The organism is Bizionia sp. M204 (assembly GCF_023205095.1).
GTDB classification, from domain to species: Bacteria; Bacteroidota; Bacteroidia; order Flavobacteriales; family Flavobacteriaceae; genus Algorimicrobium; species Algorimicrobium hallyeonense.
The window spans coordinates 2,145,008-2,167,015 of record NZ_CP046242.1 but is presented as its reverse complement, the minus strand read 5'-3'; the positions used below and the strand labels follow the sequence as shown (position 1 = coordinate 2,167,015).

The window sequence follows — 22,008 nt, the reverse complement described above, 5'->3', positions numbered from 1 at the left end:
TGAAATAGTTTCTTTATCACAACTAAACCTACCACTATGAAACATCAATTACTCGGATTTCTCTTCTTATTTACAATTGGAACTGTTTTTTCTCAAAATACAACACGTGTTGAAGTGGAAGGGAAAATTATAGCGAATAGCGATGTGGAAGGTGTTACCATTTTTAATATTTCATCTAACAAAGGAACCATTGCGGATATTGATGGTGATTTTATCATGGAAGTGGCTATTAAAGATGTGTTGGAGGTTTCGGCTTTACAATATGAAGCACGAACAGTTGTGATAACTCAAGATGTTATTGATTCTAAAAAACTGCGCTTATTTTTAGTGGAAGCTATTAATACCTTAAGCGAAGTAATTTTGTTGCCATCCAAGTTAACAGGCGATTTATTAGTTGATATTAAAAATGCCGAAACTCAAAAAGCAATTCTTATGAGTTTTGGCGATTTGAGCAATTTGGAATTTGGTGAAGATGAATTTACAAAACCACAAAATATAGCTGCCGATCCTGGTGTTTTTTATAATGGGTTGAATTTTGCAAATATTTTTGGAATCAATAAATTATTAAATGCATCTTTAAAAAAAGAATCTGTTCAATTACTTCGTGATAAAAGACCATTGGATTTAGCCGATATTTATTCACCACAATACATTAATGAAACGTACAATATTCCTTTAAAACAGGTTGAACCATTTTTTGCATTTTGTTTGGAAAACGGATTTGAAGTCAGCATGTTAGGAGAGAAAAACGAATTGAATCGTATGGAGTTCTTGCAGGAACAAAGCGAATTGTTTTTAAAACAAACTAATGGGCAGAATTAAATTATTTCTTTTATTGCTGTTGGTTACAGTTCAACAAAGTTACTCACAAACTATAGTGCTATCCGGGAAAGTGCAAAGTACAACAGACGTAGAGAACATTCACGTTATTAATAAAACGGCACAAAAATTTACGATCACTAATGCTGATGGGGCGTTTCAGATTTCTGCAACTATAAATGATACGTTGATTTTTACATCTATTCAACATAAAATTACATCTGTTTTAATAGATGCTGAAATTATACAAAATAAAACCTTGGTGGTTACTTTAGAAGAGCAATTAAATGAATTGGATCAAGTAGTCGTTGGAAAAATATTAACAGGGAACATGGTGTTAGATGTTTCTAGTGTTGAAGAGGAACCGATGACATCTCAGAAAGCAGGCATTCCCAGTTATCAAGGACCGCTTAAAACCCAAAGCGAACGCAAATTAAACGAAGCGACTACGGGAGGCGGGATCATTCCGCTCAATCCTATTTTAAATGCCATTTCGGGTAGAACCAAAAAGTTGAAAAAACAGGTTAAATTAGAGGAGAAGGACGATTTAATGTTTAGTATAAAGAACGAGCTTTCTAACGATTTGTTCACTGAAAATCCGTTACCAGATGAATATGTTATGGAGTATTTTTACTTTGCTTCCGAACAACCAGATTTTTTAGCGCGTTGCAAAAACAAATCATCTATTGAAATTTTGAATTATCTAATTGAAAAATTACGCGTTTTCAAACAAAATCTAAAAATCGCTCATACTCATGAAAGCGATTAGATTTGGATTCTTACTATTTATTTTCACCGCAAATATGTTTTCTCAAACTATAGATTTGGAAGGTCAGGTTATCACAAATTTAGATGCTGAAAATATTCATATTATTAATAAAACATCAAAAAAATTCACCATTACCAATGCTTCTGGCGCGTTTGTAATTCCGGGAAAGCTGAATGATGTCATTATAATTTCATCTATTCAGCATCAATTAATTTCTTTGGTTGTAGACGCTGAAATGCTTCAGGAGAAACAAATTCAGGTGTTTTTGGAGCCTTTAGTAAATATGCTGGATGAAGTCGTGGTAGGAAAAGTGCTTTCAGGTAATTTATTGCAAGATGTTCAATCCATAGCAAGCGAACCCATGACAGCTAAAAAAGCAGGTATTCCTAGTTTTCAAGGAAAAATGCCCACCCAAACCGAAAGGCGTTTAAGTTATGCTAAAAGTGGTATGATTGGCATGCTGGTAAACACCATTAATGGCAACATTGAACGCTATAAAAGGCAAGCAGAACTCGAAGAGAAAGATGAGCTTTTGCACAAAATTCGCGTGGCTCATGAGGCTGATTTGTTTACTAATTATCCATTAGAACCAGCTTTGCGTATGGATTATTTTTACTTTTGTTCTGAAGATACGAAATTTTTAGAGCGTTGTAAAAGTATAAATGGAATTGATGTTTTGCAGTTTTTAGTTGAAAAATTGGAACGCTATAAACAAAATATAAAAAGGTGAACGTGTTATGGGTAAATTCCTATGCATCCTGATTTTGGTTTGTGGTTTTACGCAGCACCATGTGGTTGCGCAAACTAAAATGCTTCGGGGAAAAGTACTAACATCTCAAGATGCCGAGAATGTTCATGTTATTAATAAATCATCAAAAAAGAACACTATTACTAATAGTTTTGGACTGTTTGAAATTGAAGTCAAGTTACAGGATACCTTAATTTTTTCGTCCCTTCAGCATGAATTGCAAATGCTTATGGTGGACCAAGAAACTTATAAAAACGGAACAGTAGTTATTACCTTATTGGAACACGTAAATAAACTAGATGAGGTAATCGTTGGAAAAGTTTTAACGGGAAATATGAATTCTGATGTGGCTAATGTGGAAGGCGAACCCATGACATCTAAAAAAGCGGGTATTCCCAGTTATCAAGGCAAACCATTAACACAGACACAACGACATTTAAAAGATGCTGGCGATTTACACCCAAAACTCGGTGGCTCTTTAGGAGGTTTAGGAGCTTCAATTAGGTTGGTTCCGGTTATTAATGCTATCACCGGTAGAACCAAAGAAATGAAAACGTATGTGCAATTAGAAGAAAAAGAAGCGCTTATGTATCATTTAAGAACCCATATTTCGGAAACTGTTTTTGCCGATTACCCTTTGGAGGATGTATATGTTATGGAATTTCTCTTTTTTGTTTCAGAACAACCAGACTTTCTAGAACGTTGTAAAAACAAATCAGCGGTTAATCACTATGAGTATCTTAAAGAAAAGCTGTTTATTTATTATGCTAATAAAAACATAAAGTATCCGTAATTTTAAGATGGAATAATTTTTGAACCCAATGAATAACTACATTAGCATTTTAAAAATCACAAATAAATGAAATTACTTAAATACCTATTCATTTTAGCCATTATTCCACTTCTAGCTTTTTCGTCAGCACACAAATATTATGTGAGTATTACGCAAATTGAATATGTAAAAGAAAAACAATCCGTTCAAATTATAACCCGAATATTTGTAGATGATTTCGAGCGTTTAATTCGCACAAGATATGACGAAACTGTAACATTAGCAGCCAAAAGTGAGTCTAAAAATGTAAACCAATATATTGGAAAATATCTTGTTGAAAAAATGGCGATAACCATCAATGGCAAGCACGCTAATATGGTGTTTTTAGGTAAAGAATATGAAAATGACATTGTGTATTGTTATTTAGAAATTACAAATGTGCCTTCAATCCAATCATTTGAAGTTAGTAATCAAGTATTATTCGATTTGTTTCCTGACCAGAAAAATATTGTAAGAACCAATATTAATGATGAGAATAATAGCTTTATACTGATAAAACAAAATGATAAAGGAATGTTAAACTTTAATTAATGTAATTCATTACCTTAAAAAAGTGTTAATTTTCCAATCAATTATATAGTAATACAAACCAACTATGAGAAAACTAAAGTATCTTTTTCTATCTGCTTTATTTGTTTCCCTTGGAGCATTTGCTCAAGATGAGGAACAGAAACCAGAACGCAAACCAGGTCATACAAACAATAATAAATTCAAACAATTGTATGATGAATTTTCAACACCAAATATGTTCCGTACAGCATCGGGAGCACCAGGTCCAGCTTATTATCAGCAGCAAGCAGATTATAAAATGGATTTAACGTTGGATGATGACAAAGCCACAATATCCGGTTTTGAAACTATTACATACACTAATAATTCACCGGATCCTTTAAAGTATTTATGGGTGCAGCTAGATCAAAATATGCGTGCTAAAGATTCACAGTCGCCTTTAATTGAAGGTAGTGGTGTACGTGGAGCACAACAAGCTGGTAGCTTTGCTTCAGAATATATGACAGACGGTTTTGATGGTGGTTTTAAAATAGAAGCCGTTACAGATGCTAGCGGAAAAGCATTGCCACACATGATAAATCGTACCATGATGCGTGTTGAATTGCCAAAAGCAATGGGTACAGGTGATAAGTTTGTATTCTCTATCAAATGGTGGTACAATATTAATGATTATGTAAATATGGGTGGACGCTCTGGATATGAATTTTTCCCAGAAGATGGTAATAGAAACTATATTATTGCACAGTTCTTTCCAAGAATGGCTGTTTACAGTGATGTAGAAGGTTGGCAAAACTCCCAATTCTGGGGACGTGATGAATTTGCTTTACCGTTTGGTAATTATGAAGTGAATATTACGGTGCCTTCAGATCATATTATGGATGCAACGGGTGTTTTAACCAACCGTAAAGAGGTGTTTTCAAAAGACATGATGAAGCGTTACGAACAAGCGCAAAAATCCTATGATAAGCCTGTTTTTATTGTAACACAGGAAGAAGCTGAAAAGGCAGAAAAAGGTCGTGCAACAGGGAGTAAAACCTGGAAATATTCGGCAGAAAATGTTCGAGATTTTGCATTTGCAACGTCTAGAAAATACATTTGGGATATGATGGCAGTTAAAATTGGCGACAGAGATGTCATGGCTGTTTCTATGTACCCGAAAGAAGGAAACCCGTTATGGGAAGAGTGGTCCACCTATGCCGTGGCAAGTACATTAAAAACATACTCACGTATGACATTTGATTATCCATACCATAAAGCTATTTCGGTTCATGCCAAGCAACAAGGAATGGAATACCCAATGATTTGTTTTAATTACGGACGTCCAGATAAAGATGGAAAATACAGCGATCGTACTAAATACGGGATGATTAGTGTTATTATCCATGAAGTAGGCCATAACTATTTCCCAATGATTGTAAATAGTGATGAGCGTCAGTGGACTTGGATGGATGAAGGTTTAAATACCTTTGCTCAATATGTAGCTGAACAAGATTTTGGTGAGTGGTATCCAGCCGCCTTATCTGAAGGACATGATAAATATCCATCAAGTCGTGGACCAGCCGCTAACATTGTACCTTATATGGGTGGCGATCAAGATTATATTGCGCCTATTATGACTAAAGGTTTAAACACCTATCAGTTTGGAAATAATGCTTATGGAAAACCGGCTACAGCTCTAAACATTTTAAGAGAAACCGTTATGGGGCGTGAGTTGTTTGACCATGCCTTTAGGGAATATGCAAACCGTTGGATGTTTAAGCACCCAACACCAGAAGATTTCTTTAGAACTATGGAAGATGCATCGGCATTCGATTTAGATTGGTTTTGGAGAGGTTGGTTTTATACAACAGATTATGTAGATATGGGTGTTAAAGAGGTGAAAAAATATTATGTTTCATCGGAACCTAATGCACGTATTAAAGAAATGGTAAAACAACGTGGCATGAAAATGAGCGATTTACCACCTTTGGTTTATATGGTTGAAGAAGGAAGTGAGGAATTTACTGAAGACATGAAAAATGGGACGCTTTTAGAAAACTCACCAACTTTAAAGGAATATGTAATGGATAATTTTACACCTGAAGAACGTGCTAAAATTAAACAACCTAAATATTTCTACAGCGTAACGTTTGAGAAGCCAGGCGGATTAGTCATGCCAATTATAGTGGAGTATACCTATGCCGATGGTACAACCAAAATGGAAAAATATCCAGCACAAATCTGGCGCTTAAATGATAAAGAAGTAAGCAAAGCAGTAGCGTCTGATAAGGAGATTGTTAAAATTACTGTCGATCCTAATTTAGAGACAGCTGATGTAGATACATCAAACAATTCGTGGCCACGAGAAGTGAAACAAAGCCAGTTTGATCAGTTCAAGGATAAGAAAAAAGATTAATTATTATAATATTTTATTAAAAGCCGACTTTTAACAGTCGGCTTTTTTTATTCGTATCAAACTACTTACTATATTTGCATCGTGATACAACAAGCCATATACTTATTTATAGGTACTACCGAAATCATGTTTATACTATTTATAGTAGTCATGGTCTTTGGTGCCGATAAAATTCCTGAAATAGCTCGCGGAATGGGTAAAGGTATGCGCATGCTTAAAGATGCGTCCAACGACCTGAAATCTGAAATCACCAAAAGTGCCGAAAAAAATGGCATTGATACCAGCGTTACCAAAGATGTTCAAGACGAACTGAATAAAGTAAAAGACGAATTGGAGGATTTTACGGGGTCTGTGAGGCGGAAACTTTAAAAGAATATTGGGTCTTTACTTTATTAGATAAGCAATTTTTAATGTGAGTTTTTAATTTCATTATCGTTTTCGGCTAACTATAGTGGCGACTTGGTCAGTTGAGTATTTTCTACAAATTAGAAAGTTTAATGGAAAACGATGTTCCGGAAGGCAAAATACAGCTATATTACGATTAGCCATTGTGGTGAGAAGTGCTTTATTCGACTTCTTTTAACTTAATGATTTTTCCATTCACTTCCATACTCTCAATTTTTTCATTTTTAGGATATGGAGGCCAAAATTCTGCGAAAAACAATCGCTCTTTTCCAGCTTTTAATTGTTGTTTATATCGTTCGACAGTTGTACCCATTTTACCTGATTGTACTACAATATGGACGTGATATTTCTTTCCTTGTGAGTCAATTAAGTAAAACGTTTCAAAATTAATTTCTTTATCTTCTTTTGTATTATTGGATATTTCTATCCATGCCGTCTTAAATCGCGCTCCCTGTGCAATATAGACTCTATTATCAGTGCCGTTTCCGTATTGTGTTGTTTTGGAATTATTAAATCGTTTTATGGTAAATGTTACATCTTCTTCATAACTGAAATTATTATTCTCAATTTTTTGAGCACTCGCATTACTGAAAGAAATAAAAACTAATAAACTAAAAATTAAATGTCTCATGTATTGGCTTTTGGTAAAGATAATCGTTTTTATGTTCCAAATCGTTTAGCAATTCTCACAACGATATGATATGGAACCGTTTGAATGTTTTATATCAGTTGTAAACGAAGTTCGTTAATTTTTTTAAGAAAGTCAAGCTTTAACTATTCTGCTAAATGATAAGCTATTACGAATTATAAACTTACTCTATAATCTCATAATCAATATCCAATTTTCGCAAAGCTCTTAATGCCGAACCCGAGTTTTTATCAGATACGGCAATAGCAACAGCATCGCCTTCTAAAAGAATATCGGTGAGTTCATTAGCTAGAGATTCAGATATGTTATTTGAAATTTCAACCATACATTTGGCTATCGCTCGTCTGTCTGGTTTTTGAGCTTCACAGGACAATAAGTTTAATTTCATAAAAAAATAATTTATAAAGGTGCTAAGTTAGAATCCAGACTACACGTCCACATTACATGCAAATTGATGAGCTGGTTTGTTTATTATAGCAACCAAGTTAGGTAAAATTAAATAAAGCAATTTATTTCCGATAGCTTGCAGGATAAATAGGTTTATAGACCTTGCTACTAGTTCATAACTCCATCGTGAATTGCTTTTAAGAATATTCCACGAGAGGATAATTTTCTAAATGTTGTATTTAGAATTTTAAATGACCTGTTAAGTGATGGCATTTTTATAATCATGCAATATACTTTTCTGATTTGCTCTTCCTTCCTGAATTTCCCGTTCTGTGTTTATAATTAATTGATTCTTCAATTGCACGGCTTTCGGAATGATATTCTTAAATCGGACCTCTGGTATATTTAAGTTTTGCCGGATGTTGCCATCAATTAAATAATTAGAAATACTTTTATGAATATATCCCATATTTCGTTTAATAATATCTAACTTAAACATACTTATAGGTGTGTTTTCATTTAACAACGACTCGGAGAGTTTAATAGCATCTTCGTCTGGTTGCCCTTGGTATTTAGTCCAAAAATGAAAGAAACTTAAAGCTTCCATTTTATTGTTCGGAATAAGTTCCTTTGGAACACCTAAAAGATAGGTTACGTATTTCCATAGGTGGAAAACGCCTAATTCTTCCTTTTCAGAATAGTTGAAATTTAATTTTTGTAATCCATATAAGTAGTAAACCGTGAAAGCAATGTTCGTAGCAATCATATCGGCATAATTAATGGGCTCGCCATAGCAATCTTTATTCCATTCTGGATGTTTTTTTTGAATCATTAAGCGCGAGGCAGAATGAATTAAGCGCGTTTGCATGCATGCATTTAAGCGCTTGCCATGTGCATTTTTATCGCTTCTACTAACTTCAACCCAAAAATTGAGTGTGTTATAAAGGCGGTTAGCGGCTCCCTTTTCTAAAGATCCAGTAGCAACTAAAGGCTTGGTTAGGTTTGCAAAATTATATCCACCTAAAAGGGCAAAGTTGCGTAAAACCAAGAGTCCGTTTAGACCACTTCTTTCTGAAAGTTTTCAGCCTGCTTGAATTAAATCAAAATCAACCCAATTTGGGACATGGTACAAATTATTTTTAAATTTCAGATAGTTTAAAGGTAGGTTCTTATTTTCATGATTCTGGTGTAAAGATTTCATGATGGTTTTAAAATCACCATTTTCTAACCACACTTTTGTTAATGGTTCTAGCTCATCATCGTACTGAAGAAATAATTGAGTGCTATAATTAGATATTAAATTTTCTTCATGGATATTGGCCCAAACTAGAAAATCTTTACCGTTGCCTGTCTTCCAAAAGCTGTTATTTTCCGTATTCTCAAACATGGTTGTTTTGTTGGATTATAATAGATATTAGTATGTAGAAATGACATTAATCAAAAAATTTAGGCTCCTTTTATGGGAAGTGCTTTACATTTTTAAATGTCGTGAATTATTATTTTTTTCTGCTAATCGTTAACCCATCACGAATGGGTAATAAAACAGTTTCTACACGTGGATCGTTTTTAAGCAATGTGTTATATGCAATTAAAGCCGGTGTGGATGTGTCGTCCTTTTTAAAGCTTGTATCGAGTATTTTACCACTCCAAAGTACATTGTCTGACAAGATGATGCCTCCAGGATTTAAACGCTCTATAATCAGTTCAAAATACACAGAATAGTTTTCCTTATCGGCATCTATAAAAACCAAATCGTAAGTTTTATTGAGTGTTGGAATAATATCCAAGGCGTTTCCTAAATGCTGATGAATTTGCTTTCCAAATTCAGATTTATCAAAATATTTGCGCTGAAAATCAACAAGCTCTTCGTTAATATCAATGGTATGAAGTTCGCCTTCCTTTTGCATGCCTTCTGCTAAACACAAAGCGGAATACCCGGTATAAGTGCCAATTTCCAAAATGGTTTTTGGGTTGATTAATTTAGAAATCATACTTAACACGCGACCTTGGTAATGCCCACTTAACATGCGTGGTTGCAAAATTTTTTGGTAGGTTTCTCGTGTTAACTGTTGTAGTAATTCAGGTTCGTTTTCCGAATGGTTTACCACATAGGTATCTAAATCTTCTGAAAGGAAATGCATGTTTTATTGTTAACTGTTGCGAGTTGTTTGTTGTTGAGCTGCTTGCTTGATTATAGTGGCAATTTATCCTAAAATCCGGTTGACTAATTTCTGTTTCGCTATTTCATCATCACCACACAACCACTGGATAACGTTGTCTTCCCAAATGGCATCGCGTTCGGTTTCTGAAATTATTTTTTGTTCCATTGCCAGATCTAAAATCTTTCCGGGATAGGACGATTGTTTTTCACTTTCCATTTCGCCTAGTGGATAGGGATCATCAAGTCCCATTAACACTTGTTTGGAGCCTTGATTTTTTATTAATAATTGCAGGCCACCAGTATCATGAACCAAAGTATCAAAAAAGATGTTTTTATGTCCAACGGCTTTTCTCGGGTGACTTTTGCCTTCAAATAAATCTGGTCTGCCATCAAACCCTTGAATTCGGCGGCCTAAATTAATTTGTGCTAATTGGCCACCATGTGCAAAACAGGTTCGCATATTTGGGAACTTATCTTGGTACCCATTTAAGGTTAAAAAATGATAGGCATCCGCGCATTGCGCCAACATCCAAATTAAGTGAAAACGCCAAGAGGTGTTTTCTAACTTAATGAACTTTTCACCATCATAAGGATGAATTTCTACGGCTAAATTATATTTATTGGCCAATTCAAAAATGGGCTCATTTTCTTCATCAAAAATACAACGCCACGTACCAATGGTATCCATATAGTGCGTTGGTAAGCAGAGTAATTGCATGCCTAGTTCTTCCACACAACGTTCAATTTCCCAACAGGCACCTTCTACAAAACCAGGGTGAACAACAAAACCACAGGTAAATTTACTTGGGTTTTCGCGTTGTGCTTTCGCATTAAAATCATTTTGAAAACGCAAAGCTTTTCGCATTTCTTCCACACGTAAACCATTTCCGTACAACTGCGATAAATTTAAAACTACGGCGTGGTCTATTTTAAAACGCTCCATCCATGCTAACTTTTCATCTAAAAAGAAACTAGAATCCGTAATGGGTCTGTTCCAATCTTTCTGAAGCATAAATTTCCGGTCTTTATCTACCCAGAAAATACCCTTGTCTTGCATAAACTGGGGAATTTCCTCTGGATAGGGAAGTAGGTGTGAGTGGCCGTTAATTCGAAGTTTTCGTTTCATAATTTAGTCTTCTATCTGTACTTTTTTTGGTGGCTCCATGGTTTCGCCACAATTAGGACATGTTCGTTTGGCTTGATCGCCGTAGTATTTATCAAAAATTACAGGCATATCCGTTTCAATATTTTCAACGGTAAAATCCTCTTCGTATAATTTAGTGGTGCAGTTTTCACAGAACCAAAGTAAGGCATCTTGAACACCTTTTTCTCGAGGATATTCAATTACTAATCCCACGGTGTTGGCACCTCGTTGTGGAGAATGCGGCACTTTTGGCGGTAGTAGGAAAATGTCTCCTTCGTTTATATGAATATCTTTTGGTTTGCCATTTTCTATAACCTTTAAAACCATGTCACCTTCTATTTGGTAAAAGAATTCAGGTGTTTCGTTATAATGGTAGTCCTTTCGGTTGTTTGGGCCGCCCACGACCATCACAATAAAGTCGCCATCTTTCCAAACAACTTTATTGCCAACTGGTGGTTTTAAAAGATGTCTGTTTTCTTCTATCCATGCTTTAAAATTAATAGGTGGAAATATGGTGCTCATTTTGTGTTTTTTTAAGAAATGAATGATATAAAGTTACAAACTTTGGCATCAATTTGTATCATATTCACTCGTGTTTATTTTTTTCTTCTTGCCAAATCGAAGATCAATTATCCTATAAGAATCGTTACTAAATTCTACGGTAAAGTAAATTTGATAGCGTGGTTTTAATTTCGATTTACTGTTTTTATAAAAGTTGCGTTCATACCAAACAATGTTACGATCATCGACTACAGTGGTATGTGTATTGGAATCAATTCGATCTCTAGTATACTCGAGGGATAAAAATGTGGTTTCTGAATCTAAATACGTCTGATCAATAATATTTTTATTGGCTAATAAAGGTATCACATTATCAATTTGATTATACTGAATCCAATTAGCAATTTCTTTAACTATTGGCAGTTTATCAATTTCTGCATTGGAATAGTTTTTCAGCGTATATTGGGCATGACTTATTCCTGAAAAAAGCATGAAAACTATTGTGATATAAAAGGTCTTAATCATTTTTTAAAGACTTTTAGTTCGTCCGCCATCAACAGGAAGATTAATGCCATTAATATAACTAGCGCGCTCGCTGGCCAAGAAGGTAATAGCATCAGCTAACTCTTCAGGTTTGGCAAAACGTTTAGCTGGAACGGCTTGTTTCATTGCGTTGGCAGCTTCTTCTTCGCTATTTCCGGATTTAGCTGATTTGTTTTTAATAATCTCTGTCAATCTTTCGGTTCCAGTGGCACCAGGAAGCACGTTATTCACCGTAATTCCAAATTGTCCTAACTCATTGGCAAGGGTTTTACTCCAATTGGCAACAGCGCCACGAATGGTGTTACTAACACCTAACCCATCAAGAGGTTGCTTAACGGATGTAGAAATAACATTTATAATTCTACCATAACCAGCTTTTTTCATAAAAGGAACAACCGTTTGGGCTAGCACATGATTACATTTTAAATGTTGTGTGAATGCTTTTTGAAATTCGTCCAAATCTGCCATAAAAACGGGGCCTCCGGCTGGTCCACCTGTGTTATTTACCAATATATGGAATCCGTGATTTTTTGAAATATAGTCAGAAACTTTTGACTTCAATTCGTCTGGGTTTGAAAAATCGGCAACTATATAATCGTGGTTTCTATGATCTGATAAGTCTGCTAAAGTAGCTTTTAGCTTGTCTTCGTTTCTAGCTATTAAGGTAACTTGAACACCTTCATTGGCAAGTGCCATGGCTGTTGCTTTTCCTATTCCTGCTGTGCTACCGCAAACTAATGCGTACTTATTATTTAGTTCTAAATTCATTTTATTTGAGATAAAAGAAAAAAGAGTAAAGAAAATAGAACATTTTATAAGTCTATTTTCTGTCATCTAATTTCTGGGTTCTTTTTTAATACTTTATACAAACATTTTTTGCCTCCGTAAAAAAGCGTAGGGCTTCAAAACCACCTTCACGACCAACACCAGATGCTTTTACACCGCCAAAAGGTGTTCGTAAATCACGCATCATCCACGTATTTACCCAAACAATACCAGCTTGTAATTCATTACTCATGCGCATGGTACGTTTTAAATTATTTGTCCACAGTGTTGCGGATAAACCGTATTTAACTTTGTTAGCCATTTGTAATACGGCATCTTCCGTTTGGAAAGGCATGATGGTAACAACTGGCCCAAAAATTTCTTCTTGATTCACGCGGCATTCGTCGGTTGGTACTTCTATAACAGTAGGCTCTAAATAGTAGCCATTTTCACAACCTGCTACAGTGACTTGATTGCCACCACAAAGAATTTTACCCTTTTCGTCTTGGGCAATTTGGATGTATTCCATCACTTTTTCAAGATGTGATTTGGAAACCAAAGCACCAATATTGGTTGCGGCTTCTGATGGATGCCCAACTTTTAAAGCCTGTATTCTAGCAACGAAATCAGTTTTAAATTTTTCGTAAATAGACGCTTCTACAAAAATTCGGCTTCCACATAAACAAATCTGACCTTGATTGGCAAATGAGGACCGAACAGTTGTGTCCAGCATATCATTATAATCACAATCTGCGAATATAATATTGGGATTTTTCCCACCTAATTCCAATGATAATTTTTTAAACATAGGCGCCGCTACTTTGGCAATATGCGCGCCTGTTGCGGTGCCTCCAGTAAATGAAATGGCCTTAATATCTGGATGTTCAATAATAGCTTGACCTGTTGAACCACCCAAACCATGAACAATATTCAATACGCCTTTAGGTAAACCTGCTTCGTTGCAAATTTCTCCTAATAAATAAGCCGTCATGGGAGTGACTTCACTTGGTTTGGCAACCACACAATTGCCAGCAGCTAAAGCTGGTGCAATTTTCCATGTAAATAAATACAAAGGTAAATTCCATGGCGAAATACAAGCCACAACACCAATTGGTTGACGTAAGGTGTAATTTACCGCATCTTGACCAACGCTTTCATGGCTTTCACTTGAAAATTGCGTAATGGCATTTCCAAAGAAACGAAAGTTACTGGCGGCTCGAGGAATATCCACGGCTTTGGCTAAAGAAATAGCTTTGCCATTGTCCTTACTTTCGGCTTCTGCAAATTGTTGTAAGTTGGCTTCTAGTATTTCTGAAATTCTAATGAGAATGCGACTACGTTCGTCTAGTGTCGTTTGAGACCAACTAGGGAAAGCTGATTTTGCAGCTATATAGGCGTTTTCTACATCTTCTTTTGATGAATTTGGAATTTGTCCGTAAATCTCACCATTTGAAGGATTGTAATTGTCTATCCACTCATTAGAAATGGGAGGTATGAATTTTCCGTTTATGTAGTTTTGAATGTTCATTTGATTTCAAGATGATAGACAAAAGATAAAAGAATAGAGATCTACTCGGTCTTTATTCTTTTGTCTTAATTCTTTATTCTTCTTTTCTGTAAGCCGTTACCTTAATCTCCACTACTAAATCTGGATGTGGTAATTGGTGTACGGCAACGGTAGTTCTTGTTGGTCCCGTTTCTTTATCGAAAAATTCAGCATAGGCTTTATTGTAGCCCGCAAAGTCGTTCATGTTTACTAAAAACGTAGAAACATCCACCACGTCTTTTATAGATGCGCCAATGGTTTGTAGGTTTTTATCAATATTTTTTAAAACCTCACGTGTTTGTACTTCCGCATTTAGGTGTTTTGTTCCCATCTCGTCAATAATATCAACGCCTGCAATGGTATTGTCAGCTCTTCGGGAACTGGTGCCTGAAACAAATATAAAATCGCCTACACGTTTTACATGTGGATAGGCGCCTCTTGGTGTTACTTTTGTCATAATAAAATGCCCATGCTAACCTTCCTTGGGGAAGGAACTCTTACTCGGGCGAAAACAAGAGTACTTTATTAATATAACTTTAACCTTACATTGCTCTTCTTTCGGAAAGGTTTGGTTCGGTTTTTTATCTCAATCCAGCAATTCTATCATCTTCAAGAATGGCTTCGGTTTCGGCTTTTACCTTATCTAAAAGAATTTTTAGTTTTTCGTTTGATATGTTTTCAACTTCTGTAATTGCACCATCAGCCAACATGTTCAAAATTGCTTTATCTTGCGCGCGGCCTCGTGTCATGGCCTCGTGATAACTAACATTTTCATTAAATGTCACTAATGAATATTTGGATGAATAATGATTGGGAAATGTTTTTTCAAAAGCCATTTCTAATGTACGCTTTTCTCTAAAATTGGCATGATTGACATGGCCTTTCATTTCGTGGAAATTATCGATAGCTAAATCGGCAATAGCATCGGTATCTTTTTTGCGAGAGGTTTCGTATTTATTAAAAATAGTTTCCCAATTGGCATGACCGGCATCTAAAACTTTATCAAATTCTACTACATCTTCAAAAGATGCATTCATACCTTGCCCGTAAAACGGTACAATAGCATGAGCGGCATCACCCATGAGCAAGGTGTTTCCTTTGTAATGCCAAGGCGAACATTTTACTGTTCCTAAAGGTGCGGTTGGATTCTCAAAGAAATCATCAACCAAATTGGGCATCAATTCTAAAGCGTCTTTAAAGTATTTTGAGAAGAATTCTAAAACACGCTCTTTGGTGGTTAAATTATTGAAATTGTATTCACCTTCTTCATAACTTAAAAATAAAGTTACTGTAAAACTGCCATCCAAATTGGGTAATGCAATAAGCATAAATGCTTCACGGCCCCAGATATGTAAGGCATTTTTATAGGTTTTATAGCTGCCATTTTCGCCTGGAAGAATACTTAATTCTTTATAGCCATGGGTTAAATAGTCTTGTGAAAAGCTAAACAAAAATTTATGTCCTAAATAGTAACTTTGGCGCATGGCAGAACCAGCACCATCGGTTGCAATAATAATATCGGCATCCTCAATAAATTCCTTTTGGGTATTGAATTCAGTAAAACGAGCTGTGGTATTTTCAAAATCAACAGATTCACATTTTCTATTAAAATAGATATCCACGTTATCATGTTTTTCAGCTTCATCCAATAAAAGCGCATTTAGTTGTCCACGAGAAATGGAGTTAATGAACTCATGATCGCGACCACTATATGGCGCCAAGGTTGTGTTACCTTCCATGTCATGTAACATACGCCCATTCATGGGGATACAGAGTGGTTCTACTTTGTCTTGAATACCTACTAAATTCATGGCTTTAATGCCACGATCTGACAATGCCAAATTTATAGAGCGACCAGCGCTGATATCGACTTTTCGTAAGTCGGGACGCATTTCCATAACCGTCACTTTATAACCGCGTTGCCCCATACGCAAAGCTAAAAGGCTACCACAAAGTCCAGCACCGATAATGAGTATGTTTTGTTGTTTGTTTTTCATATTAATGTATCACAAATGTGATGTTTTTATAATTTAAGGTGTTTTGAGGAGCCTTTAACAAGATTCTTCATGACGTTCTGCGTGACATCTTAGTTTAATATATTTTTTAATTTCTCCACCATCTCATAAACATCCTGATAAGAGTTGTATAAGGGGATAGGCGCACAACGAATAACGTCTGGTTCGCGCCAATCACTAATAACGCCAGCTAGAGTAAGTTTGTCATATAATTTTCTATCGGCGGTTTTTACTTGAATGGATAATTGACAACCGCGTTCATCTGGATTTTCAGGGGTTATAATCCGAATAACATCTTCACCCAATTGTTTCAATAGGAATTCGAAATACGCTGTTAAGTTTCTCGATTTTTCATTGAGCTTTTTTATGCCAACTTCTTCAAAAATATCCAAAGAGGCTTTAATAGCTGCCATAGATAGAATTGGTGGATTACTTAATTGCCAACCTTCGGCACCTGGAATAACATCAAATTCATCGCGCATTTTAAAACGTGTTTCTTTGTTATGACTCCACCAACCTGTAAAGCGATTTAATGTTTTATCATGTGCATGACGCTCATGAACAAAGCAACCACCTAAACTTCCTGGTCCGGAATTTAAATATTTATAAGTACACCAAACGGCAAAATCGGCTCCAGAATCATGTAAATTAAGTTCTACATTTCCAGCACCATGCGCACAGTCAAAACCTACCATACAACCGTGTTGGTGTCCTAGTTTTGTAATGCGTTTTAAATCGAAAAATTGTCCTGTATAATAGTTGACACCGCCAATCATAACGAGAGCCACTTCATCCCCGTGCTCATCAAGAATAGCTTCTAAATCTTCATAACGAAGTAATTCTTCCCCTTCACGTGCTTTCCAAAGTAATAAACCTTCTTTATCATCATAACCATGATGACGCAATTGGGATTCTACCGCATATTTATCAGATGGAAAGGCATCCGCTTCAATAACAATTTTATAACGTTTAGCTGTTGGCTTGTAAAAAGACACCATCATGAAATGTAAATTGGCTGTCAAGGTATTCATAACAACCACTTCTATAGGTTTGGCTCCAACCACATTGGCCATGCTTTCGGTTAAGAATTCATGATAGGGTAACCAGGGGTTTTTAGCATCAGTATGCCCCTCAACACCTAAATTAGCCCAATCTTCTAACTCTTGATTGATATAGTTTTTGGTTGATTTTGGTTGAAGACCTAGCGAATTACCACAAAGATAAATTAATTCATTTCCCTGTTTATCTTTTGGAATGTGAAATTGCTCGCGATAACTTGATAATGGGTCGTTTTGGTCTAGTTCTTTGGCGAATTCTAAACCCGTTTTATAGTTGGACAAGGTGTATTGTTTTTTCGGTTTCCCACAAAAATAAGAATTATAAATTTAGGAATGAAGCGAAAAGGAAAAAGGGCTTCAACCAATGATTGAAGCCCTTTTTGAATATATATAGACGCTTAAAGCGGGATATTTACTATATATACGTTGAGATTGGTGGTTTTGGATGTTTTAATATTAATCTATTGAAACATCATCAAAAAACAACTCCCAATTATCATCTGTTTTTTTATGACTTAAAGCTATTAAAACCCCTTTAAAATCCTTGTTGTTTTCCCAAGTGGACATCATGGAAGGCTCTTTAGTATTACCTTTCCTATAAACCCATTCTTCGATTAAGTAGTTATTGTTATAATAAAAATCATAAGCATCGCCTGGTGTATAACCACCATTGTTAGGATAGGTTGTGGTAATTTTATTTAACATTTTTTTACTAATTGGTGCCATTTCCTCAACCGGCGCGGAGATTGTGGTTCCTGAATCCCATACGAGATTAAAAGGCGCTAGCAACCAAAATTTATCATTTATAAAAGCTTTATCCGCCTTTACAAATGTGCTATCCATTTGATTTCTGTTGTAACGTATGGTGTCATTTGCTGTGATTAATGTAATATCATTGGTTTTTGGAGACCACTTCCACGAACGTTTAAATAAGGTACTATCTTTTAAAACATTAAAAGCGAAGGTAATGCTATTAACGGAATCCCAGTTTTCAATACCATAAGCTTGTGCTATTTTTTGGGAAGTTGTAAGTGGTTTGTTATCAATTGTAGCGGCAGGTTCACCATTCTTATCTGATTTACAAGAATAAAATAATAGTAAAATGCTGAATAGAAGTATGTGGTGTTTCATAGTTAATATGTGTTATAATTTGTAAAGTTATAGTATTTTAGACAGATATATAACTGGAAAATGGATTTAGAAAAAAACTATTTTGAGACCAATAAAGAGACTTGGAATGCCAAAGTAAACGTGCATGCGGAAAGTGATATGTATAATATGAAGGCTTTTAAAGAAGGCGAATCGTCTTTAATGCCTTATGAACTGGAGGCTTTAGGCAATGTTTCAGGAAAGTCCTTATTGCATTTGCAATGCCATTTTGGACAGGACACATTAAGTTGGAGTAGAATGGGAGCTACATGTGTAGGCGTAGATTTAAGTGATGAAGGTATAAAATTAGCCAAAAGCTTAAATGAAGAATTGAAACTTGATGCTAAATTTGTTTGCTGCAATGTTTTGGACACTTCAGAGCATATAACCGAAAAATTTGATATTGTTTTTACCAGTTATGGTGTTATTGGTTGGCTACCCGATTTAAAACCTTGGGGAATTATGATTGCAGAGCGCTTAAAAAATGGTGGCACCTTTTTTATGGCGGAATTTCACCCAATAGTTTGGATGTTCAATTATTTAGAAGGTAAACCTGTTATGGAATATGGTTATATGCAAGAAGAAGTAATCTTTGAAGAATACGAAGGAACCTATGCCAATCAAGATTCTAAAATAATTAGCAAAGAATATGGGTGGAATCACGGTTTAAGTGAAGTTATTAATGCTTTAACCGAAGCGGGTTTACATATAGAATACTTAAATGAGTATCATGAAAGTCCTTATAATGTATTGCCTGATTTGGTTGAAACAGAAACAGGGATGTTCAAAAAAACCGATAATTTATACCCTTTAATTTTTACGATTAAGGCAACAAAGCCATAAATATTAGTGTTTAAAGGGTTTTTTCTTTATCAACTTTAAACATTTAGACTGCGCTTAATATGACTATTTATGAATTTAGATTGCCATATTTCTTTAATGATTAGTTTTTAAAACGTCAGGCATTTTTCGCTTAAAACGATTTAATCTTGGAACGGATACATTTTGGATATACGGATTGTCTGGATTCAAACGTTCATAGTCTTGGTGGTAATCTTCAGCTATCCAAAATTTCTGAAAAGGGTAAACTTCAGCCGCTACTTTTTTACCTAACTGCTTCTCCAAGTCTTTAATTTTATTAGTAATAATTGTTTTTTGCTCCGCGTTCTGATAAAAAATAATAGAACGGTATTGAGATCCTTTGTCGCCTCCTTGTCCGTTAACTTGTGTAGGGTTTTGAGATGCAAAATACACATCTACCAAGGTTTCAAAACTTACTACTTTTGGGTCGTATAGTATTTCTACAGCTTCCGCATGACCTGTTTTACCTGTGTTGCTAGATTCATACGTTGGATTTTTAGTGTGTCCGCCTGCATACCCTGATATGGATTCATCTACACCTTTTACACTTTCGTAAATTGCTTCAACACACCAAAAGCAACCGCTAGCAAAATAGGCTTTGGCTTTACCATTTTCCATAGCCACTTCCATAGGCTCTGCATTAATAACATCTTGTTGTTTTGGGTTTACTTGCGCTTGGTTATTACAACTAAATAACATGGCAGCAGATAGTATTACGAGTAACTTATTCATAGTTTTCTTTTTTTGTTTAGACGTAAAACATTTAAGTACCTTATATTTAAAATGCTAAAATTATACTAAAAAAAAAGCCTTCAACGAATTGAAGGCTTTTATTATATGTTTTGAAATAGCTTATAATTTAGCAAAAAGCTTTTCCATTTTTGCGCGTTCTTCGTCTGCTAATGCAGCATCAACTAGAATACGTCCACTATGTTCGTCTGTAATAATTTTCTTGCGAGCTGCAATTTCCATTTGAACTTGTGGTGGAATAGTAAAGAAAGAACCTCCTGCTGCACCTCTTTCAATTGGTACAACCGCAAGGCCATTTTTTACATTCGTTCTAATTCTGGTATAAGCAGCTACTAAACGCTCTTCGATAGATTTTTTGAAATCATCTGATTTTTTAATTAGCGCTTGCTCCTCTTTTTCAGTTTCAGCTAAAATATCATCTAATTCACTTTTCTTGTGTTTTAGGTGTAATTGGCGTTCTTTTAAGCGTTCTTTAGTTTGTGCAATCACATCTTTTTTCTGCTCAATCTGAACTTTATGCTCATTGATATTTTTTTCAGCTAATTGAATTTCTAATTCCTGAAATTCAATTTCTTTTGAAATAGAGTTGTATTCTCTATTGTTACGAACATTTTTTTGTTGTTCGTTGTACTTTTTGATAAGCGCTTTAGCTTCTTCAATCAGGTTCTTTTTAGAGCTGATTTCTGATTTTATAACATCTAAGCTGTCTTCAAGCTTTTCAAATCTGGTATTCATTCCAGCAACTTCATCTTCTAAATCGCGTACTTCTAAAGGAAGTTCTCCACGAACATTTCTGATTTCATCAATACGAGAATCTACAAGTTGTAAATCATACAGGGCTCTTAAACGCTCTTCTACCGTTGCTTCTTTCTTTTTTGCCATACTCTAATAATACTTAACAGGATTTGTACTGGTCTTTGATAATATAAGCCTACCTACCGGTAAGGCAGGTGCAAAATTAGTAATTTTTTTGTTAAGAAATGCTACTAAAAGGTTTTTTGTGAACTGCTCACTTTCATAATGACCAATATCCGCTAGAATTAGGTTGTTTTCGGCTTGAAAGAAATCGTGATATTTCAGGTCAGCTGTGATAAATATGTCAGCACCAGCACGTTTAGCAGCAGATATTGCAAAACTTCCGGAGCCTCCTAAAACAGCAATTTTCTGAATGGGTTTATTTAAAAAAGCCGAATGCCTAATTGTATTTGTGGCCATTTCCACTTTCAAATAGTTAAAAAAATCAGATTCCGTCATCGGTTCTTCTAGCGTGCCAATCATTCCCATACCAATATGCTGATTGGTATTGGTAATATTTACTATTTCATAAGCTACTTCTTCATAGGAATGTGCTGAAAAAAGTGCTTGTCGTATTTGAGATTCTAAATGCTTCGGAAATGTCACGGATATTTGGGTTTCTGGCTCGGAATGAATCTCCATTTTTTTGCCTTTGGTAGGGTTTGATGTTTCACCACCTCTAAAAGTACCAACCCCTTCCATATTAAAACTACAATGATCATAATTACCAATACTTCCAGCGCCAGCTGCAAATAACGCCTCACGAATAGTAGCCGCTTCGGCATGTGGTGCGTAGGTTGTTAGTTTTTTTATGGTTCCAGGTTGTGGAATAAGAATTTGACGATTGGTAAGCTTGAGTTTTTCGCAAATCATATCATTCACACCGTGAAAGGCATTATCTAATGCCGTGTGAATTGCAAAAATAGCAATGTTATGTTGGATGGCTTTTATTACCACGCGTTCTACATAACCTTGTCCCGTAATTTTTTTTAATCCTTTAAAAACTATGGGGTGAAAACTGACTACAAGGTTGCAATTGGTTGCTATGGCTTCATCAATAACGGCCTCTGTCGTATCTAAAGTTACCAAAATTCCGGTTAGGTTTTCTTGGGTGTTCCCAACTAACAAACCCACATTATCAAAATCCTCGGCATAAGATGTTGGTGCAAAATCTTCTAAACAATTTATAACGTCTTGAACAATCAT

25 protein-coding genes are annotated in these 22,008 nt (G+C 35.3%); 8 read left to right on the top strand and 17 right to left on the bottom strand.

Translation table 11 applies throughout. The features are described from left to right. Nucleotides 1–36 precede the first annotated feature (36 nt). The 7 genes from GMA17_RS09945 to GMA17_RS09915 all read left to right on the top strand — a co-directional run bounded on the left by GMA17_RS09945 (nt 37) and on the right by GMA17_RS09915 (nt 6,442). Complete coding sequence (locus GMA17_RS09945) at nt 37–822, top strand: hypothetical protein (RefSeq protein WP_248395571.1); 786 nt, start codon at nt 37–39, stop codon at nt 820–822. Beyond that, on the top strand, nt 809–1,588 hold the full coding sequence (locus tag GMA17_RS09940) for a carboxypeptidase-like regulatory domain-containing protein (RefSeq protein WP_248395569.1): 780 nt from the start codon (nt 809–811) through the stop codon (nt 1,586–1,588). Before GMA17_RS09945 ends, GMA17_RS09940 begins: the two co-directional genes overlap by 14 nt. Continuing rightward, the gene (locus tag GMA17_RS09935; protein ID WP_248395567.1) at nt 1,575–2,318 is read left to right on the top strand and encodes a hypothetical protein; all 744 of its coding nucleotides are present in this window, start codon (nt 1,575–1,577) and stop codon (nt 2,316–2,318) included. The genes GMA17_RS09940 and GMA17_RS09935 overlap by 14 nt, the downstream gene beginning before the upstream one ends. A 7-nt stretch (nt 2,319–2,325) precedes the next feature. Next, nucleotides 2,326–3,129 carry a carboxypeptidase-like regulatory domain-containing protein gene (locus GMA17_RS09930; RefSeq protein WP_248395565.1) on the top strand — a complete coding sequence of 268 codons (804 nt, stop codon included), beginning with the start codon at nt 2,326–2,328 and terminating at the stop codon, nt 3,127–3,129. Nucleotides 3,130–3,195: 66 nt separating this feature from the next. Continuing rightward, complete coding sequence (locus GMA17_RS09925) at nt 3,196–3,699, top strand: DUF6702 family protein (RefSeq protein WP_248395563.1); 504 nt, start codon at nt 3,196–3,198, stop codon at nt 3,697–3,699. 64 nt (nt 3,700–3,763) lie between these two features. Then, nucleotides 3,764–6,073 carry a M1 family metallopeptidase gene (locus GMA17_RS09920; protein ID WP_248395561.1) on the top strand — a complete coding sequence of 770 codons (2,310 nt, stop codon included), beginning with the start codon at nt 3,764–3,766 and terminating at the stop codon, nt 6,071–6,073. 81 nt (nt 6,074–6,154) lie between these two features. Continuing rightward, complete coding sequence (locus tag GMA17_RS09915) at nt 6,155–6,442, top strand: twin-arginine translocase TatA/TatE family subunit (protein ID WP_256476048.1); 288 nt, start codon at nt 6,155–6,157, stop codon at nt 6,440–6,442. Between the two features lie 196 nt (nt 6,443–6,638). On the opposite strand, the gene GMA17_RS09910 is transcribed toward GMA17_RS09915, so the two are convergent. The 14 genes from GMA17_RS09910 to GMA17_RS09845 all read right to left on the bottom strand — a co-directional run bounded on the left by GMA17_RS09910 (nt 6,639) and on the right by GMA17_RS09845 (nt 18,378). Then, nucleotides 6,639–7,109 (bottom strand): hypothetical protein, encoded by a 471-nt coding sequence (locus GMA17_RS09910; protein WP_248395559.1) that lies wholly within the window; start codon nt 7,107–7,109, stop codon nt 6,639–6,641. A gap of 181 nt (nt 7,110–7,290) precedes the next feature. Then, nucleotides 7,291–7,515: a hypothetical protein gene (locus GMA17_RS09905; protein ID WP_248395557.1), complete on the bottom strand. Its 225-nt coding sequence runs from the start codon at nt 7,513–7,515 to the stop codon at nt 7,291–7,293. A 258-nt stretch (nt 7,516–7,773) separates the two neighbouring features. Then, the gene (locus GMA17_RS09900) at nt 7,774–8,562 is read right to left on the bottom strand and encodes an oxygenase MpaB family protein (RefSeq protein ID WP_248395556.1); all 789 of its coding nucleotides are present in this window, start codon (nt 8,560–8,562) and stop codon (nt 7,774–7,776) included. Between the two features lie 33 nt (nt 8,563–8,595). Beyond that, the gene (locus tag GMA17_RS09895) at nt 8,596–8,901 is read right to left on the bottom strand and encodes a hypothetical protein (RefSeq protein WP_248395555.1); all 306 of its coding nucleotides are present in this window, start codon (nt 8,899–8,901) and stop codon (nt 8,596–8,598) included. Between the two features lie 109 nt (nt 8,902–9,010). Beyond that, nucleotides 9,011–9,655, bottom strand: a complete 645-nt coding sequence (locus GMA17_RS09890; RefSeq protein ID WP_248395554.1) for an O-methyltransferase — start codon at nt 9,653–9,655, stop codon at nt 9,011–9,013. A gap of 63 nt (nt 9,656–9,718) precedes the next feature. After that, a complete protein-coding gene (locus tag GMA17_RS09885; RefSeq protein WP_248395553.1) occupies nt 9,719–10,801 on the bottom strand; it encodes an amidohydrolase family protein in 1,083 nt (360 codons plus the stop codon). Between the two features lie 3 nt (nt 10,802–10,804). Beyond that, nucleotides 10,805–11,341, bottom strand: a complete 537-nt coding sequence (locus GMA17_RS09880) for a 3-hydroxyanthranilate 3,4-dioxygenase (protein ID WP_248395552.1) — start codon at nt 11,339–11,341, stop codon at nt 10,805–10,807. A gap of 48 nt (nt 11,342–11,389) precedes the next feature. Next, a complete protein-coding gene (locus GMA17_RS09875) occupies nt 11,390–11,845 on the bottom strand; it encodes a hypothetical protein (protein WP_248395551.1) in 456 nt (151 codons plus the stop codon). A 3-nt stretch (nt 11,846–11,848) separates the two neighbouring features. Continuing rightward, nucleotides 11,849–12,631, bottom strand: a complete 783-nt coding sequence (locus GMA17_RS09870; protein ID WP_248395550.1) for an SDR family oxidoreductase — start codon at nt 12,629–12,631, stop codon at nt 11,849–11,851. A gap of 85 nt (nt 12,632–12,716) precedes the next feature. After that, nucleotides 12,717–14,156 carry an aldehyde dehydrogenase gene (locus tag GMA17_RS09865; protein ID WP_248395548.1) on the bottom strand — a complete coding sequence of 480 codons (1,440 nt, stop codon included), beginning with the start codon at nt 14,154–14,156 and terminating at the stop codon, nt 12,717–12,719. A gap of 73 nt (nt 14,157–14,229) precedes the next feature. Beyond that, complete coding sequence (locus tag GMA17_RS09860) at nt 14,230–14,631, bottom strand: RidA family protein (RefSeq protein WP_248395546.1); 402 nt, start codon at nt 14,629–14,631, stop codon at nt 14,230–14,232. Nucleotides 14,632–14,755: 124 nt separating this feature from the next. Continuing rightward, nucleotides 14,756–16,171, bottom strand: coding sequence for an NAD(P)/FAD-dependent oxidoreductase (locus tag GMA17_RS09855; RefSeq protein ID WP_248395544.1), 1,416 nt, complete (start codon nt 16,169–16,171; stop codon nt 14,756–14,758). An 89-nt stretch (nt 16,172–16,260) separates the two neighbouring features. Further along, nucleotides 16,261–17,529 carry a kynureninase gene (gene kynU, locus GMA17_RS09850; RefSeq protein ID WP_248395542.1) on the bottom strand — a complete coding sequence of 423 codons (1,269 nt, stop codon included), beginning with the start codon at nt 17,527–17,529 and terminating at the stop codon, nt 16,261–16,263. A gap of 174 nt (nt 17,530–17,703) precedes the next feature. Continuing rightward, complete coding sequence (locus GMA17_RS09845) at nt 17,704–18,378, bottom strand: hypothetical protein (protein ID WP_248395539.1); 675 nt, start codon at nt 18,376–18,378, stop codon at nt 17,704–17,706. Between the two features lie 60 nt (nt 18,379–18,438). Here GMA17_RS09845 and GMA17_RS09840 point away from each other — a divergent pair, with 60 nt between their 5' ends. Beyond that, nucleotides 18,439–19,239, top strand: a complete 801-nt coding sequence (locus GMA17_RS09840; protein ID WP_248395537.1) for a bifunctional 2-polyprenyl-6-hydroxyphenol methylase/3-demethylubiquinol 3-O-methyltransferase UbiG — start codon at nt 18,439–18,441, stop codon at nt 19,237–19,239. Between the two features lie 93 nt (nt 19,240–19,332). Here the strand turns inward: GMA17_RS09840 and msrA are convergent, their stop codons facing one another. The 3 genes from msrA to GMA17_RS09825 form a co-directional block, all read right to left on the bottom strand. Then, nucleotides 19,333–19,989 (bottom strand): peptide-methionine (S)-S-oxide reductase MsrA, encoded by a 657-nt coding sequence (msrA, locus tag GMA17_RS09835; protein ID WP_248395535.1) that lies wholly within the window; start codon nt 19,987–19,989, stop codon nt 19,333–19,335. A gap of 120 nt (nt 19,990–20,109) precedes the next feature. Further along, nucleotides 20,110–20,889 carry a zinc ribbon domain-containing protein gene (locus GMA17_RS09830; RefSeq protein ID WP_248395532.1) on the bottom strand — a complete coding sequence of 260 codons (780 nt, stop codon included), beginning with the start codon at nt 20,887–20,889 and terminating at the stop codon, nt 20,110–20,112. Nucleotides 20,890–20,892: 3 nt separating this feature from the next. After that, nucleotides 20,893–22,008 carry a Nif3-like dinuclear metal center hexameric protein gene (locus GMA17_RS09825; RefSeq protein ID WP_248395530.1) on the bottom strand — a complete coding sequence of 372 codons (1,116 nt, stop codon included), beginning with the start codon at nt 22,006–22,008 and terminating at the stop codon, nt 20,893–20,895.

Coding starts and splice junctions, on each gene's coding strand:
- msrA (WP_248395535.1), bottom strand. CDS start 19,989: ATGAATAAGTTACTCGTAATACTATCTGCTGCCATGTTATTTAGTTGT.
- GMA17_RS09935 (WP_248395567.1), top strand. CDS start 1,575: ATGAAAGCGATTAGATTTGGATTCTTACTATTTATTTTCACCGCAAAT.
- GMA17_RS09895 (WP_248395555.1), bottom strand. CDS start 8,901: ATGTTTGAGAATACGGAAAATAACAGCTTTTGGAAGACAGGCAACGGT.
- GMA17_RS09875 (WP_248395551.1), bottom strand. CDS start 11,845: ATGATTAAGACCTTTTATATCACAATAGTTTTCATGCTTTTTTCAGGA.
- GMA17_RS09905 (WP_248395557.1), bottom strand. CDS start 7,515: ATGAAATTAAACTTATTGTCCTGTGAAGCTCAAAAACCAGACAGACGA.
- GMA17_RS09945 (WP_248395571.1), top strand. CDS start 37: ATGAAACATCAATTACTCGGATTTCTCTTCTTATTTACAATTGGAACT.
- GMA17_RS09940 (WP_248395569.1), top strand. CDS start 809: ATGGGCAGAATTAAATTATTTCTTTTATTGCTGTTGGTTACAGTTCAA.
- GMA17_RS09890 (WP_248395554.1), bottom strand. CDS start 9,655: ATGCATTTCCTTTCAGAAGATTTAGATACCTATGTGGTAAACCATTCG.
- GMA17_RS09860 (WP_248395546.1), bottom strand. CDS start 14,631: ATGACAAAAGTAACACCAAGAGGCGCCTATCCACATGTAAAACGTGTA.
- GMA17_RS09855 (WP_248395544.1), bottom strand. CDS start 16,171: ATGAAAAACAAACAACAAAACATACTCATTATCGGTGCTGGACTTTGT.
- GMA17_RS09870 (WP_248395550.1), bottom strand. CDS start 12,631: ATGAATTTAGAACTAAATAATAAGTACGCATTAGTTTGCGGTAGCACA.
- GMA17_RS09865 (WP_248395548.1), bottom strand. CDS start 14,156: ATGAACATTCAAAACTACATAAACGGAAAATTCATACCTCCCATTTCT.
- GMA17_RS09845 (WP_248395539.1), bottom strand. CDS start 18,378: ATGAAACACCACATACTTCTATTCAGCATTTTACTATTATTTTATTCT.
- GMA17_RS09885 (WP_248395553.1), bottom strand. CDS start 10,801: ATGAAACGAAAACTTCGAATTAACGGCCACTCACACCTACTTCCCTAT.
- GMA17_RS09930 (WP_248395565.1), top strand. CDS start 2,326: ATGGGTAAATTCCTATGCATCCTGATTTTGGTTTGTGGTTTTACGCAG.
- GMA17_RS09830 (WP_248395532.1), bottom strand. CDS start 20,889: ATGGCAAAAAAGAAAGAAGCAACGGTAGAAGAGCGTTTAAGAGCCCTG.
- GMA17_RS09925 (WP_248395563.1), top strand. CDS start 3,196: ATGAAATTACTTAAATACCTATTCATTTTAGCCATTATTCCACTTCTA.
- GMA17_RS09880 (WP_248395552.1), bottom strand. CDS start 11,341: ATGAGCACCATATTTCCACCTATTAATTTTAAAGCATGGATAGAAGAA.
- GMA17_RS09840 (WP_248395537.1), top strand. CDS start 18,439: ATGGATTTAGAAAAAAACTATTTTGAGACCAATAAAGAGACTTGGAAT.
- GMA17_RS09910 (WP_248395559.1), bottom strand. CDS start 7,109: ATGAGACATTTAATTTTTAGTTTATTAGTTTTTATTTCTTTCAGTAAT.
- GMA17_RS09825 (WP_248395530.1), bottom strand. CDS start 22,008: ATGATTGTTCAAGACGTTATAAATTGTTTAGAAGATTTTGCACCAACA.
- GMA17_RS09920 (WP_248395561.1), top strand. CDS start 3,764: ATGAGAAAACTAAAGTATCTTTTTCTATCTGCTTTATTTGTTTCCCTT.